This window comes from Microbacterium invictum, assembly GCF_014197265.1.
Lineage (GTDB): Bacteria > Actinomycetota > Actinomycetes > Actinomycetales > Microbacteriaceae > Microbacterium > Microbacterium invictum.
Window position 1 is genome coordinate 1,186,903 of the sequence record NZ_JACIFH010000001.1, and the last position, 13,489, is coordinate 1,200,391.

The 13,489-nt window shown below is 67.4% G+C and carries 15 protein-coding genes; 8 read left to right on the top strand and 7 right to left on the bottom strand.

Going from position 1 to position 13,489, the window contains the following annotated elements:
* Positions 1 to 139: 139 nt before the first annotated feature.
* From BKA10_RS05745 to BKA10_RS05765, 5 genes are all read left to right on the top strand, one after another.
* A complete protein-coding gene (locus tag BKA10_RS05745) occupies positions 140 to 688 on the top strand; it encodes a hypothetical protein (RefSeq protein ID WP_183499009.1) in 549 nt (182 codons plus the stop codon).
* 86 nt (positions 689 to 774) lie between these two features.
* A complete protein-coding gene (locus BKA10_RS05750) occupies positions 775 to 1,302 on the top strand; it encodes a signal peptidase I (protein WP_183499010.1) in 528 nt (175 codons plus the stop codon).
* Positions 1,299 to 1,835, top strand: coding sequence for an LPXTG cell wall anchor domain-containing protein (locus BKA10_RS05755; protein WP_183499011.1), 537 nt, complete (start codon positions 1,299 to 1,301; stop codon positions 1,833 to 1,835). Before BKA10_RS05750 ends, BKA10_RS05755 begins: the two co-directional genes overlap by 4 nt.
* Positions 1,832 to 2,350 (top strand): hypothetical protein, encoded by a 519-nt coding sequence (locus BKA10_RS05760; RefSeq protein WP_183499012.1) that lies wholly within the window; start codon positions 1,832 to 1,834, stop codon positions 2,348 to 2,350. The genes BKA10_RS05755 and BKA10_RS05760 overlap by 4 nt, the downstream gene beginning before the upstream one ends.
* A 152-nt stretch (positions 2,351 to 2,502) precedes the next feature.
* Complete coding sequence (locus BKA10_RS05765; protein WP_248198928.1) at positions 2,503 to 3,258, top strand: response regulator; 756 nt, start codon at positions 2,503 to 2,505, stop codon at positions 3,256 to 3,258.
* Here the strand turns inward: BKA10_RS05765 and BKA10_RS05770 are convergent.
* The 4 genes from BKA10_RS05770 to BKA10_RS05785 all read right to left on the bottom strand — a co-directional run bounded on the left by BKA10_RS05770 (position 3,248) and on the right by BKA10_RS05785 (position 8,270).
* Entirely contained in the window at positions 3,248 to 4,441 is a 1,194-nt protein-coding gene (locus tag BKA10_RS05770; RefSeq protein WP_183499014.1) for a nucleotidyl cyclase domain-containing protein, read from the bottom strand. The two genes, BKA10_RS05765 and BKA10_RS05770, sit on opposite strands and share 11 nt — an antisense overlap.
* Positions 4,441 to 6,069, bottom strand: coding sequence for a sensor histidine kinase (locus tag BKA10_RS05775; RefSeq protein ID WP_241739980.1), 1,629 nt, complete (start codon positions 6,067 to 6,069; stop codon positions 4,441 to 4,443). Before BKA10_RS05775 ends, BKA10_RS05770 begins: the two co-directional genes overlap by 1 nt.
* 125 nt (positions 6,070 to 6,194) lie before the next feature.
* Positions 6,195 to 7,643, bottom strand: coding sequence for a 30S ribosomal protein S1 (rpsA, locus tag BKA10_RS05780; RefSeq protein WP_183499016.1), 1,449 nt, complete (start codon positions 7,641 to 7,643; stop codon positions 6,195 to 6,197).
* Positions 7,644 to 7,844: 201 nt separating this feature from the next.
* Positions 7,845 to 8,270, bottom strand: coding sequence for a YchJ family protein (locus BKA10_RS05785; RefSeq protein WP_183499017.1), 426 nt, complete (start codon positions 8,268 to 8,270; stop codon positions 7,845 to 7,847).
* A gap of 129 nt (positions 8,271 to 8,399) precedes the next feature.
* Between BKA10_RS05785 and BKA10_RS05790 the strand changes: the two genes are divergently transcribed.
* The 3 genes from BKA10_RS05790 to BKA10_RS05800 all read left to right on the top strand — a co-directional run bounded on the left by BKA10_RS05790 (position 8,400) and on the right by BKA10_RS05800 (position 10,743).
* Positions 8,400 to 8,933 (top strand): hypothetical protein, encoded by a 534-nt coding sequence (locus BKA10_RS05790; protein WP_183499018.1) that lies wholly within the window; start codon positions 8,400 to 8,402, stop codon positions 8,931 to 8,933.
* Positions 8,934 to 9,175: 242 nt separating this feature from the next.
* On the top strand, positions 9,176 to 9,784 hold the full coding sequence (locus BKA10_RS05795) for a hypothetical protein (RefSeq protein WP_183499019.1): 609 nt from the start codon (positions 9,176 to 9,178) through the stop codon (positions 9,782 to 9,784).
* Between the two features lie 41 nt (positions 9,785 to 9,825).
* On the top strand, positions 9,826 to 10,743 hold the full coding sequence (locus tag BKA10_RS05800) for a 5'-3' exonuclease H3TH domain-containing protein (protein WP_183499020.1): 918 nt from the start codon (positions 9,826 to 9,828) through the stop codon (positions 10,741 to 10,743).
* A gap of 8 nt (positions 10,744 to 10,751) precedes the next feature.
* Here the strand turns inward: BKA10_RS05800 and BKA10_RS05805 are convergent, their stop codons facing one another.
* The 3 genes from BKA10_RS05805 to trpD form a co-directional block, all read right to left on the bottom strand.
* Positions 10,752 to 11,744, bottom strand: a complete 993-nt coding sequence (locus BKA10_RS05805) for a PHP domain-containing protein (protein ID WP_183499021.1) — start codon at positions 11,742 to 11,744, stop codon at positions 10,752 to 10,754.
* 21 nt (positions 11,745 to 11,765) lie between these two features.
* Positions 11,766 to 12,251: an aromatic ring-opening dioxygenase LigA gene (locus BKA10_RS05810; protein WP_183499022.1), complete on the bottom strand. Its 486-nt coding sequence runs from the start codon at positions 12,249 to 12,251 to the stop codon at positions 11,766 to 11,768.
* An 81-nt stretch (positions 12,252 to 12,332) separates the two neighbouring features.
* Positions 12,333 to 13,391: an anthranilate phosphoribosyltransferase gene (gene trpD / locus BKA10_RS05815; protein ID WP_183499023.1), complete on the bottom strand. Its 1,059-nt coding sequence runs from the start codon at positions 13,389 to 13,391 to the stop codon at positions 12,333 to 12,335.
* Positions 13,392 to 13,489: the final 98 nt, after the last annotated feature.

Below are 13,489 nucleotides of genomic sequence, written 5' to 3' on the forward strand. Positions count from 1 at the left end.
TGAGCAGAACCTCAGGTGAACTTGAGGTTGGACTGCGGGGGCGTTGAGGCGCTGTCCATAGCTTCGAAGTGTCGCCGGAACACAGCGACCGAGCGGGGCGTGGGACCCCGACGATTCCCCCCGAACTTCGGAAGGTCACATGATGATCGAGAACACCACCACCCCGGTCGCCACTGCCGACGAGCCGCGCAAGAACAAGCGTCGCCCCATCATCGCGTTCGCGCTCGCCGCGCTCGCCGTGGGCGGCATCGGCGCAGCCGCCACCAGCGCCGCATGGACCGACAACGTCTTCTTCTCCGCGCAGGCCGAGGCGGCGACCTTCAACCTGCAGGGCTCGACCGACGGCGGGACCACGTGGAAGGAGAGCAAGACCGAGTCCAGCATCGAGCTGACCATCCCGGCCGGTAAGCTCGCCAACCTGCTCCCCGGCGAGGTCCGCACCATCGACCTGGCCGTACTGAACGACAGCTCGGTCGGCGCGGCAATCACCTCGTCGGTGAGGTTCACCGGTACGACGTTCGCCACCAACCCCACCGCGTCGGTGGTCGGCTTGGCCGGCAGCCTCGCAAGCGGCGCAAATGACGACTTCCAGCTCGTCGTGACCGCGCCGGAGAACTGGGATGTGGCCAACCAAGGTAAGACGGCGACCATCATCGTGACCGTCTCCGGCGAAGCCACCAACGACTGATCCTCCCGGCGGCGGGACGCACACAGCGTCCTGCCGCCGCTCGCACGACAAGCACGTACGCACATCCCAGACAAGGACACGCCATAATGCAGCTGCTTCGCCGCCTCTCCCTCGGCCTGCTGTGGTTGCTCGCGGGCGTCGGTATCCTCTGCGGACTCGTCTGGGGCGCCACCGCCGCCGGCGTGATCAAGCCGCTCGTGGTCATCTCAGGCTCGATGGAGCCCGGCATCATGACCGGTGATCTGCTCATCGCGACGAAGGCCGACACCGCCGACCTGCGGGTCGGTGACGTCGTGAGCCTGCCGTCCGAGCTCACCGAATCGCTGGTCACCCACCGCATCGAGAGCATCGAACAGACCGGCACAGGTCAGTTCGCAATCTCGATGAAAGGCGACAACAACGAGTTCTCCGACGCGCTGGACTACGCCGTCGGGGCCTCGGTCTGGAAGCCCACCGCACAGCTCGCCGGCATGGGAACCGTCGTCACCCGCATCACCACTCCCGCGGTGGTCATGCCGCTCCTCATCGGCCTCGGCTCGCTGCTCGGGCTCTCGCTCCTCATTCCGCCGGCGCCCCAGCGCCGGGCACATTCCGCCGTCGCGGTGAACCCATGACCATCTGCTTCCGTCGCGCACTCGGCACGCTCGTGCCCGCGATGATCATCGGTGCGGTGCTCGGCGCAGCATCCATCGCCCCTGTCGCCGCGACCGTCGCACAGCCGGTCGACGTCAACCTCCAGACCATGCTTCCCGGCGAAAGCCGGGCAGTCATCCAGGAGGTCACGGTGTCCCAGCGTGCGCGCGTGGCCGCGACGGAATGGACCACGGCCGGCGTCGACGCCGACTGGAACATCCGACTCTGCACCGACACCGACTGCACGCGGTGGCAAGACCTCGTCGGCACGACCTTGGCATCCGGAACCCACGAGATCCGCGCCACCATCACCATGCCCAACCAGCTCGACCAGGGTGCAACCGCGTCCGCCAGCGGGTCCATCACGTTCATCGAAGCGGATGCCACGCTTCCGTCGACCGGCGCAACACTGGCCTCAGGAGCACTCGGCGCCGGAATCGCCGCGATCGTCGGCGGCTTCGTCATCGTGCTCATCGCGCGGCGCCGCAGAGCTCAGGAAGAGGACGAATCATGACACGGGGCCGGTTTGTCGCCTTCGGTCTTGCTGTGCTCGCTGTCGTCGGCATCGCTGCGGGGACCGGAGCGACTTCCTCAACTCAGGCCGCTTGGACCGACCGGGTCTATGTCACCGCGACCGCCACTTCCGGTACATGGGCCGCGGCTAAGGGCACCTGCACCGCGTGGGGGCAGGGAGGCGTCAAGCTGTCCTCGTGCGAGGTCGCAGGGATCAGAGTGGAGGGTTGGAATGACGGCGCCAAGGTCATCCGCAACTACTACATCACCTTCGCCACACCCTCACAGGCTGAGTACGTAGATTTCACCGTTGACCTGACCGCAGCCACAGGCAGCACGCCGCCGATGTCATGGTCGAATGCCGGCGTCCGCACCGGAGCACAGTTCACCCCCGCCGGCGGCTGGACGTGCGCGAGTCTCCCGACGGTGAAGGGCCGCACCACGCAATGGAACACCGGGATCATGTATTTCGTCGTTGTCAGCGACAAGACCGGTGAGTCGGTGGTATGCCCGTGACCGGCCGGAGTGGGGAGCACCTGGTTCACGCGGGGTCCCGTCCCGGCCGGGCGACCGCGGTGAGCCACGCATTCGACAGCGGCTTCTGGGATATCATCACGGGTGCCGGTGCCCCGCACGCGTCGTCTCACCGGCAGACGGAGGAACTGCCGGTGCCGGACTCACAAGTCGCCGTCGTCATCGAAGATGATCCCGACATCCGTTCCCTCATCACCGACGTCCTCGATCAGGCGGGGTTCCGGGTCTACCCAGCGGGAACCGGGATCGACGGACTGGAACTCATCCGGCAGCATCAGCCCATCGTCACGACATTGGACATCAGCCTGCCCGGCATGGACGGCTTCGAGACCGCCAAACGCATCCGCTCGATCAGCGCGACCTACATCGTGATGCTCACCGCGCGCGCCGATGAGATCGACACCCTTCAGGGCTTGCAAGCCGGTGCCGACGACTACCTCACCAAGCCCTTCCGCCCGCGCGAACTGCGCGCACGCATCGAAGCGATGCTGCGGCGTCCGCGCACACTCGGCCCCGGCGAGGTCGCGCCTCCGGAATCGGTCGCCGACACGTCACCGTCACCCGACGAACCCGGGTGGCTGGAGCACAAGGGGCTGCGGCTGCATCCGGACATGCGCGTCGCCACCGCCGATGACGCCCCGCTGGATCTCACACGCAGCGAGTTCGACGTCCTGGAGGAGCTGCTCAGCGCCGGACGACGCGTCATCGGCAAAGACGCACTGGCACTCATGCTGCGCGGTGACAGCCACGCGGGCGGCTTCGTCAGCGAGCACGACGCGCGCGCGATCGAGGTGCACGTGGCGAACCTGCGACGCAAGCTCGGCGAGTCAGCCGCACAGCCACGCTGGATCGAGACCGTTCGCGGCGTCGGCTACCGCCTCACCCTCTGATCGGCGCAGCCCGGTCGTCGCCAGCCTCAGCGACGATCACCGAGGCGTCCGGACTCGTCGAGGAGCGCCGGGCGGCATCCTGAGCCGCATCGATCAGCGCGCCCGGGTCGTAGCCGACGTCATCGCTGAACGCGATCCCGACCCCCACCGCCGGGATCACGGCACTTCCTCGCTCGGCGAAGTCGTCGAGCAGCCGACGCTGAATGCGGCCGGCGACGCGGCGCGCGTCACCTGGCGAGGCGGGCTGCCACGCGATCAGCACGGACGCCTCGTCACCGTCGCCCACCAGCGCGAATACGGGTGCATATCGCCGGATGCCGGTATGCCACTGCGTCGCGATCGACTCTTCCTCGACGGTGCCGAACGCCACCCCGATCTGCGCCAGATCGTCCATGCGTACAGAGGCCACGGCACACGATGCCTCCTCTCCGCGTGCACGCGACAGGACGCTGCCCACAGCCGTCTCGAATGACGGCGCGCTGAGAACGCCCGCAGGGGTGACTTGAAGCGTCGCGTGCTCCGCATCTTGGCGCACGGTGACCCGGCCGGTGCGGAGCATCGTCGCCGTCGTCAGCGCGACGATCGTGAGCACGATCGAGACGATCCCCGTGATGCTGGAGTTGAACCATGTCGTGAACAGCGATCCTTCGGGCCCCTCCACCCACAGGACGATCGCTCGCACGAAGTAATAGGCGGCCACGAAGGCGAACACGATCGTGAATCCCAGCGAACTCCAGATCGCACCCATGCCGGCGCGCCGTGACTCCACGGATGCGAGCCCGGCGAAGACCGCGACGCCGAAGAAGAGAAGGACCGCGCCCGCCCAGTCACCGCCGTCCGGCCCCGCGGCCAGCGTCACAACCAGCTGCACGATCGCCACCGCGCCGACCACCGCACCGGCGGGGCGCACCCGGTGGGCGTTGAAGCTCCGGCATCCCAACCAGAAGCAGCCCAGCGTCGACACCAACGCTGCGTTGCCGATCGCGATCGCGACCCACGGGTCGGCGGTGCCCTGCCAAAGCAGATAGGCGACGACGGTGAGCATGCCGCTGAGGAAGCCGAGGGCCCACACGCGACCTGGCCCGACTTCGCGACGCAGCATGGTCTCGAGAAGGTAAAGCGTGCCGGCGGTCATGGTGACGATGGCCACGAGCATGTTCACGGTGAAGGCGTCGATCGTCATCAGGGGGCCTCTTCCTCGGCCGAAGCCGGTAGCCGGACGACGAAGGCGGCCCCTTCGCCGATCGCGGTGCGCACGGTGATCTCGCCGCCGTGCGCTCGGACGATCTCACGGCTGATCGCCAGCCCCAGCCCGCTGCCGTGCGTGGTCGATCGGCGGACGAGTTCGGAGCGGAAGAACCGCTCGAACAGTCGTGGCAGTTCACTCTCTGAAATGCCCGGCCCGTCATCGCTCACCACGATCCAGACGTGAGTGCCGTCGTCGGTGAGTCCGACTTCCACGCGACCGGCGATCCGGTTGTACTTGATCGCGTTCGACAGCAGATTGTCGACCACCTGTCGCAGCCGGTGCGGATCGGCGCGCGTGTGTACGGTGTCGACGGCCTTGGTGTCGATCGTGACCCGACGCTCTGCCGCCCGCGGCCCTGCCGCCTCAACGGCTGCCATCACGATGGCCGATACGTCGGTCGACTCGAGGTGCAATGACAACGCGACGCCCATGCGAGAAGCTGCCGATGCAGTGAGCAGATCCGATACGAGGTCGAGCAACCGGCCGGCATTGCGCTCGACCACCTCCAGACTGCGCCGCGTGGCCGGCGAGAGGCTCGGGTCGTCGAGGGCGAGCTCCACGTATCCGGTAATCGAGGTGAGCGGGGTGCGCAGCTCGTGCGACACCGACGCGATGAGATCCTCACGCGAGCGCAAGGCGAGCTCCTCGGCGGTCACGTCAAGCGTGACGATGAGCATCCCGGCATCCGACAGATCCTTGTCGATGAGCCGTCGTGCCGTGGATCGCAGGGCGCGGCGCTCTTCGGCACCCGGATCGCCGTGCCAGACCAGCGCATTTTCGAACTCCTCCCCGCGACGCGCACGCGCGAGGGGAAGGTCTTCGGGGTCGAGCAGGGTGATGCCGTCTGCCGCGTAGGCCCGAACGTCGCCCTCGACAGCCCGCTGCAGCCGCGCATGGGCCTCATTGGTGACCACCAGCGAGCCGTCGGGCGTCAACCGGATGACTCCGAAGTCCACGGCCTGCAGCACTTCGGTGACGAGGTCTTCCTGGCGACGCGCACGATCGACCGAGCGCTGCAACAGCCGCGACTGCTTGTCGAGGAGGACGCGCTGGGCGAACGCACGCCGTGACCCGAATGCGGCGCTGATCGCGAGCCCGGCGATCATGACGGGGAGCAGGATGGTGGAAGGGGTCATGGACTGGGTCGGCTCGGTGGCGACGAGCGTCCAGTAGGTGACCGAGATCACGACCACCCCGAACAGCGCGCCCCATACCCCGAACGCCGCCGCGATCCACATCACGGGAAACGCCCACAGCAGGCCGAGACCGCCCGCCGGTGCAGCGCCCCGCATCATGGCGATCGCGGCGATGTCGATGAGCGGCAGAACCAGCATCAGCGTGGGCGGCGTTCGGGTCCACGGCACGACGAACGCGGCACCGGTCGCAATGAAGACGAGCGTGACGCCCACGGTCATGAGGGTCACGTCCTGCACCACGCCGAACAGCGACACGACGACGGCCGCGAATACCACGACCGATCCCAGCAGCACCTGGTTCAACAGGATCGAACGGTCACGACTGGCGCCGAGGACCCGCTTGGGCACGGCCACCCGTCCGGTCATCGTCACCCTCTGACGTTATCGCCTGGGTGGCAGGATTCTGTGCCCCGCCGCGGCGCGTGGTCCCCACGAACGCAGAGACGGCCGGAACCCGAAGGTCCCGGCCGTCTGTGCGGTTCAGTGCTGGATCAGCGACCCGACAGCTTCTCGCGCAGTGCGGCGAGAGCCTCGTCGTCGGCCAGCGTGCCGGCCGAAGCCGAGTCGCTCGAGAACGTCGAGCCACCGGTCTCCGCCGGAGCAGCTGCCTCGGCCTCGGCGGCCTTGGCGACAGCGGCCTTGTGCGCCTCCCAGCGACCCTGGGCGGCGGCGTACTCCTGCTCCCACTTCTCGCGCTGGGCGTCGAAGCCTTCGAGCCAGGCGTTGGTCTCCGGGTCGAAGCCCTCGGGGTACTTGTACTCCCCGTTCTCGTCGTACTCGGTGACCATGCCGTAGAGGGCCGGGTCGAACTCGGTGCCGAACGGGTCGACCGACTCGTTGGCCTGCTTCAGCGACAGCGAGATGCGCCGACGCTCGAGGTCGATGTCGATGATCTTGACGAAGACCTCTTCGCCGACCGACACGACCTGCTCGGCGAGTTCGACGTGCTTGCCCGACAGCTCGGAGATGTGCACGAGGCCCTCGATGCCGTCCGCGACGCGCACGAACGCACCGAACGGAACGAGCTTGGTGACCTTGCCCGGAGCGACCTGACCGATCGCGTGGGTGCGGGCGAAGACCTGCCACGGGTCTTCCTGGGTCGCCTTGAGCGACAGCGAGACGCGCTCGCGGTCCAGGTCGACCTCGAGGATCTCGACGGTGACCTCCTGGCCGACCTCGACGACCTCGCTGGCGTGCTCGATGTGCTTCCACGACAGCTCGGAGACGTGCACGAGGCCGTCCACGCCGCCCAGGTCGACGAACGCACCGAAGTTGACGATCGACGAGACCGTGCCCTTGCGGACCTGGCCCTTGTGCAGGTTGTTGAGGAAGTTCGAGCGCGACTCGGACTGCGTCTGCTCGAGCAGCGCACGGCGCGAGAGCACGACGTTGTTGCGGTTCTTGTCCAGCTCGAGGATCTTGGCCTCGATCTCCTGACCCAGGTACGGGGTCAGGTCGCGGACGCGGCGCAGCTCGATGAGCGATGCCGGCAGGAAGCCGCGCAGGCCGATGTCGACGATGAGACCGCCCTTGACGACCTCGATCACGGAACCGGTGACAACACCGTCGTTCTCCTTGATCTTCTCGACGTCACCCCAGGCACGCTCGTACTGCGCGCGCTTCTTGGAGAGGATGAGGCGGCCTTCCTTGTCCTCCTTCTGGAGAACGAGCGCTTCGACCTCGTCGCCGACCTTGACGACCTCGTTGGGGTCGACGTCGTGCTTGATGGAGAGCTCACGCGAGGGGATGACACCCTCGGTCTTGTATCCGACGTCGAGGAGGACCTCGTCGCGGTCGATCTTCACCACGGTGCCTTCGATGAGGTCGCCGTCGTTGAAGAACTTCAGAGTCTTTTCGACCGCGGCCAGGAAGTCCTCAGCAGATCCGATGTCGTTGATGGCGACCTGCTTGGTGGCCGGGGCGGTCGTTGCGGTAGTCATATAGTGGGTTGTCCTTGTTGGGTTTGGGTGTCGGGCCATGGACTTGGTCTCCGGCATCCACTCACCCGAAGGCGAGCAAACACCACCGAGCCCGAGGCGGATGGTCATGGATTGCGTGTCACGAGAGCATGGCGATAGAGCCACACGAGTGACATCTCAGGCTATCAGAATCGGCGCCTGCCGTGTGGGGCCGGTGTGCGCTCACCTGTCGACGTCGCCGTCGAGGTACCACCAGCGGTCGCGGCGGTGGATGAAGCGGCTGCGCTCGTGCAGCGAGCCGGCCGCTCCATCCGCGTCACGGAAGTGCGCCCGGAACTCCACGGTGCCGCGCCGGTCGCCTTCTGCACCGGCATCCGTGGCGAGGATCTCAAGGTGCTGCCACCGCACACCGTCATCGAGATCGATGTCCGAAGGACGAGTCGATGGATGCCAGGTGGCCTCGAGATGGACCGCGTCACCGATCGCGAATGCCGTGTACCGCGAACGCATGAGCGCTGCGGCCGTCGCGGCCCGAGTGCCATCGAGGACCGGTCCGCAGCACTCGCCGAACGCGACGCCTCCGCACGGGCACGGAGCATCGGCTGGCGGACGGATGCCGCGCTGCGCAGCCGCCTGACCGAATGACATGCCTCCATCGTCGCAGAGCGGGTGCGGCGAACGCGCAGCTTCCTCCCCAGCGTTTGATTCGGGATGCCGTGGCTGGGCGCCTGTGGATAACGCGCTCCGCGTCGGGGGCCGCGCGATAGCGTGTCACCCATGCCGGGCAAGAAGTGGAGTGCCGCCGTCGCCATCGCCGCCGTGCTCGTACTGGCCGGCTGCACGCCCGAGCCGACCCCGACTCCCACCCCGACCGGCTTCGCGTCCGAGGCCGAAGCGTTCGCCGCCGCCGAGGAGACCTATAGGGCGTACGTAGATGCCGGGAACCAGATCGATCTCTCCGACCCAACCACGTTCGAGGCCCTCTTCGCATGGAGCACCGGCGAACTAAACGAACTCGACCGCCAGGCCTACTCGGAGTTTCATGCCGAGCAAGTCACGATGTCGGGCGACGCACGAGTGATTCGCGTTAAACCTCAATCGTGGGACACGAGCAGCACGGTAACGCTGACGGCGTGCGTGGACGTCTCAGAAGTCCTCTTCTTCAACGCTGACGGCTCCCCTCGTACGAACTCCGATCGAGAGCCGCTTCAGGCCCTGTCAATCGATCTAGTTGATGCAAGCTCATCGCCAACCGGGCTCCTTGTTCAAGGAGTCAGTACCGCGCAGGACGGTGCTGTGTGCGCACGTTAGGTATCGGCATAGCAACCGCGATAGTCGTACTGGCCCCAGCGATGGCCATGGCTGCCCCCTCCGCCAGTGCTCCAAAATGCACAAATCTCGAGGTGCTCAATGGGGAGTGTCCCGACATAACGAATGAGGGTCAGCAACTCAGAGTTGAGGGCTCTTCCACTACCCCCGGCGAATCCGATCAGGGCGGTGGCGGTGGCTGGTACAGCGCGCCGGAACGCCAGCCCGGCTGGAACCGCGATCCGGTGGCACCTTCCATCCGAACCGAGGACGGACGGACCCGGCAGGTCTGCGACAACGGCAATACCCGGTGCCTGAGTGACGAGGTCGGCACCGCAGCCGACCCCGAGGTCGACGACGAGACCGAGATCCCCGAGATCACCATCGAAGACGTCGCGATCTTCGCGCCTGCGACTCCCGTGCTCGACGCCGAGCCCGCGGGCGTCGGCATCGTGGGCATGCCCGTCAACTTCGTCGTTCCCGCCACCACCCACACGGTCGCCGGCGAACTGTTCGACATCCCGTTGCACGTGCGCTTCTCCCCCACCTCCTACGACTTCGACTACGGCGACGGCAGCACGGGTCACACGACGACCGGCGGCAACACGTGGCCCGCACTCGGACAGGCTCAGTTCACCGCCACCCCGACCAGCCATGCCTACGGCACCCGCGGCACGTACACGACGTCCGTGGACGTGCACTACGCGGCATCCATCGACCTCGGCGGCGGGTTCTTCGACATTCCGGGCACCCTCACGCTGACGACCGCCGGCGCGACCACCGAGGTCCTCGAACTGCACACCGCCCTCGTCGAGAACACCTGCATCGAAGACCCCACCGGTCCGGGCTGCTGAGCACCACCCCACGGCGTCGGCGCCCCATGTCAGGATGAACCGTGGCCGACCGACTCATGCTTCTCGACACTGCGTCCCTCTACTTCCGCGCGTTCTACGGCGTGCCCGACAAGGTGACCGCGCCCGACGGCAGTCCCATCAACGCCGCTCGCGGTCTGCTCGACATCATCACCAAGCTCGTCACGACCTACGAGCCCACGCACGTCGTCGCCTGCTGGGACGACGACTGGCGCCCGCAGTGGCGCGTCGACCTCATTCCCAGCTACAAGGCGCACCGGGTGGAGACCCCGGTCGAGAACGGCGCGGACGTCGAAGAGGTGCCCGACCTGCTCGAAGCACAGGTGCCGGTGATCCGCCAGGAGCTCGGCGCGCTCGGCATCCCCATCGTCGGCCGCCCCGAACACGAAGCCGACGACATCATCGGCAGCCTCGCCACCCAGGCGACCCTCCCGGTCGACGTCATCACCGGCGACCGCGACCTGTTCCAGCTCGTCGACGACGCCCGCGACGTGCGGGTCGTCTACACCGGCCGCGGCATGAGCAATCTCGAAGTGCTGACGGATGCCGTGGTCGTCACCAAATACGGCATCCTGCCCACACAGTACGCCGACTTCGCGGTCCTCCGCGGCGACCCGTCCGACGGTCTGCCCGGCGTCGCCGGCGTCGGCGACAAGACGGCCGCGTCGCTCCTCGCGCGCCACGGCGACCTCGCCGGCATCATCCAGGCGGCGCAGGACGGCGACGGCATGGCCGCCGGCGTGCGCGCCAAGATCCTGGCATCCCTCGACTACCTCGCCGTCGCCCCCACCGTCGTCGAGGTCGTCCGCACCCTCGACCTCGGCCCGGTCGACTCGCGCCTGCGCGCACCAGACACGACCGTCACCGACGCCCTTGCAGAGAAGTGGGGACTCGGTACCTCCATGACCCGCGCGGTCGCCGCGATCACCGCCCGCGCCTGACGGCCGGCTCAGGCCCGTCGCGTCCACTCCCGCAGCCGGTCGAGCGGCCACGTCGTGACGATCCGCTCTGCAGGCACCCCCGCGCGCTCTGCCCGGGCCGCCCCCTCGTCGAGCAGCGACAGCTGCCCGGGCGCGTGGGCGTCCGAGTCGATGGAGAACAGGCATCCCTCCGCCAGGGCGACAGCGATCAGCTCGTCCGGCGGATCCTCACGCTCTGGACGCGAGTTGATCTCGACGGCGACCCGGTGCTCCGCGCACGCGGCGAACACCGCCTGCGCATCGAACTCCGAGGGCGGCCGCGTTCCCCGGGACCCCGCGATCAGCCGGCCCGTCACATGCCCGAGCACATCCACTCTCGGATTCGAGACGGCCGCGACCAGACGCCGTGTCATCGGGCGGCTCTCCATGCGCAGTTTGGAATGGGCGGATGCCACGACGACATCGAGTTCGTCGAGCAGGCCGTCCTCCTGATCGAGCTCCCCCTCGTCCAAGATGTCGACCTCGATACCGGACAGCAGCGTGAACCGGTCATCGCGGAAGCCCGCCACGACCTCGAGCTGCTCACGCAGACGCACTGCCGACAGCCCTCGCGCCACGCGCAGTCGCGGGGAATGATCGGTCAACGCCAGGTACTCGTGTCCGAGAGCACGGGCTGCATGGACCATCAGATCGATCGGGGTGAGGCCGTCGGACCATTCGGAGTGGCAGTGCAGGTCGCCGCGGAGCAGCCCGCGAAGCTGCGACTGCTTCTGGGGAGCGATCCGCTCGCGCAGATCCTGCAGGTAGTCGGGCACTTTGCCGGCGACCGCCTGCTGGATCACCGCGAGCGTGGACTCGCCGATCCCCTTGCGTCGCCGCAGTGCGGCGGTGTCGACCAGTTGCGCGTCGCTGAGACCTGCAATCGCCTCCGCCGCCGCACGGAACGCCTTCGACTTGTACCGAGACGACCGCTCCCGTTCGAGCAGCGTCGCGATCTCGGTCAGAGCCGCGGTGGGATCCATGGCGTCCGCAGGGATGTGGGCCTATACGACGGTCGAGCGCCGCACGACCACCGGGACGTCTGCGAGTCGCCGGAATGCCAGTCCGAACAGGATCGCCAGAACGCCGATGCCCATCGCGAACGCCGCGACGCCGAACGACACCACCGACGTGAACAGCGAGGCACGCAGGAACGACGCGTTCATCATCGTCGCCCGCACCGGGTCATCCTGCGGTAGCTCGGCGTATGTCTTGCCACCCGACGCTTCGAGGGCGTGGTGCTGGATGATGTCGGCCTGCACGAACGCCGTGAGCGGACCGGAGACCGTCTGCCCCTGGAATGCCATCGCGTCGTCCGGGACAGTGATGTTCTCAGCGCGCAGCTGGCTCGAGACCATGATCCACACGACGATTCCCACGACGATCAGGGCGATACCGCCCAGAATCCCCAGGACGCCGACGACCTTGACCAGTCCGACGCTCTTGGCGGGCGGTTCGATGGTGTCTACGGTTTCCGGCTGGTCTGACATAGTGCGCTCCTTCGACTCATTGGGGCGAATGGCATCAAGCTATCGCCCTCGACGCACCCGTCACCAGAGACCGGGCAGTAATTAACCTGCGCGTGACGTCGCCGCCACCCAGGCCTCGAGCTTGGCGGCGGCAGCCCCACTGTCGATCGCCCCGGCGGCCAGATCGCGCGCCTCGGTCAGTCGCTGCACGATCGGCCGCTGCACCTCTGAGGGGTCGCGGAACAGCCGATACGACACGATGCCTGCGGCCGCATTGAGCAGGACGATGTCGCGCACGGGCCCGCTCTTGCCGGCCAGCACGTCACGCACCACCTGCGCGTTGTGCGCGGGGGCACCGCCGATGAGGTCGTCGATCTTCGACAGAGGGATGCCGAGGTCGCGGGGATCGAGGTCGTGCTCGTGCACATCGCCGAGGCTGACCTCCCACAGGCGGCTGTGGCCGGTGGTCGTCAGCTCGTCAAGGCCGTCGTCACCGCGGAACACCAAAGCGGTCGCGCCGCGGGTGCGGAAGACGCCGGTGATGAGCGGCACCCGGTCCAGCTGCGCCACGCCGACGGCGTTGGCCTCTGCGCGGGCCGGGTTGCACAGCGGGCCCAGGAAGTTGAACACCGTCGGAACACCGAGTTCGAGACGCGTCGCGCCGGCATGGCGGAAGCCCGGGTGGAATGCCGAGGCGAATGCGAAGGTGATGCCGACCTCGGCCAGCACTTCGGCGACGCGCTCGGGGGGCAAGGACAGATCGAGGCCGAGCGCGCCGAGGACGTCGGACGCGCCTGACGACGAGCTGGCCGCCTTGTTGCCGTGCTTGACCACCGGGACTCCGGCGGCGGCGGCGGTGATCGCCGACATCGTCGAGATGTTGACCGTGCCGTACCGGTCACCGCCGGTGCCGACGATGTCGAGGACCTCTGCCGGGACAGGCAGAGGCACCGCGGCTTCGAGAATGGCATCCCGGAATCCGACGATCTCGTCGACCGTCTCGCCCTTCGCGCGCAGTGCGACGAGGAAGCCGGCCAGCTGCGAAGGCGTAGCCTCGCCGGCCATGACCTGCTGCATGGCCCACGTCGATTCCGAGACGCTGAGATCGCGCCGTTCCAGGAGATTCGTAAGGATGTCGGGCCACGAGTAAAGCTCTGCCATGAGCATCGATCCTATCGGCACCCTCGCGGCTGGCTCCGGGCACACTCACGGCCACCTCTTAGGTGTGCCTAAGTTCACTCAATCTTCGAACCACCTTC

Excerpts from the sequence above, each read along its gene's own strand:
- BKA10_RS05745 (WP_183499009.1), top strand. The coding sequence starts at position 140 with ATGATGATCGAGAACACCACCACCCCGGTCGCCACTGCCGACGAGCCG.
- BKA10_RS05785 (WP_183499017.1), bottom strand. The coding sequence starts at position 8,270 with ATGTCATTCGGTCAGGCGGCTGCGCAGCGCGGCATCCGTCCGCCAGCC.
- BKA10_RS05790 (WP_183499018.1), top strand. The coding sequence starts at position 8,400 with ATGCCGGGCAAGAAGTGGAGTGCCGCCGTCGCCATCGCCGCCGTGCTC.
- BKA10_RS05755 (WP_183499011.1), top strand. The coding sequence starts at position 1,299 with ATGACCATCTGCTTCCGTCGCGCACTCGGCACGCTCGTGCCCGCGATG.
- BKA10_RS05770 (WP_183499014.1), bottom strand. The coding sequence starts at position 4,441 with ATGACGATCGACGCCTTCACCGTGAACATGCTCGTGGCCATCGTCACC.
- BKA10_RS05810 (WP_183499022.1), bottom strand. The coding sequence starts at position 12,251 with ATGTCAGACCAGCCGGAAACCGTAGACACCATCGAACCGCCCGCCAAG.
- BKA10_RS05775 (WP_241739980.1), bottom strand. The coding sequence starts at position 6,069 with ATGACCGGACGGGTGGCCGTGCCCAAGCGGGTCCTCGGCGCCAGTCGT.
- BKA10_RS05750 (WP_183499010.1), top strand. The coding sequence starts at position 775 with ATGCAGCTGCTTCGCCGCCTCTCCCTCGGCCTGCTGTGGTTGCTCGCG.
- trpD (WP_183499023.1), bottom strand. The coding sequence starts at position 13,391 with ATGGCAGAGCTTTACTCGTGGCCCGACATCCTTACGAATCTCCTGGAA.
- rpsA (WP_183499016.1), bottom strand. The coding sequence starts at position 7,643 with ATGACTACCGCAACGACCGCCCCGGCCACCAAGCAGGTCGCCATCAAC.
- BKA10_RS05805 (WP_183499021.1), bottom strand. The coding sequence starts at position 11,744 with ATGGATCCCACCGCGGCTCTGACCGAGATCGCGACGCTGCTCGAACGG.
- BKA10_RS05760 (WP_183499012.1), top strand. The coding sequence starts at position 1,832 with ATGACACGGGGCCGGTTTGTCGCCTTCGGTCTTGCTGTGCTCGCTGTC.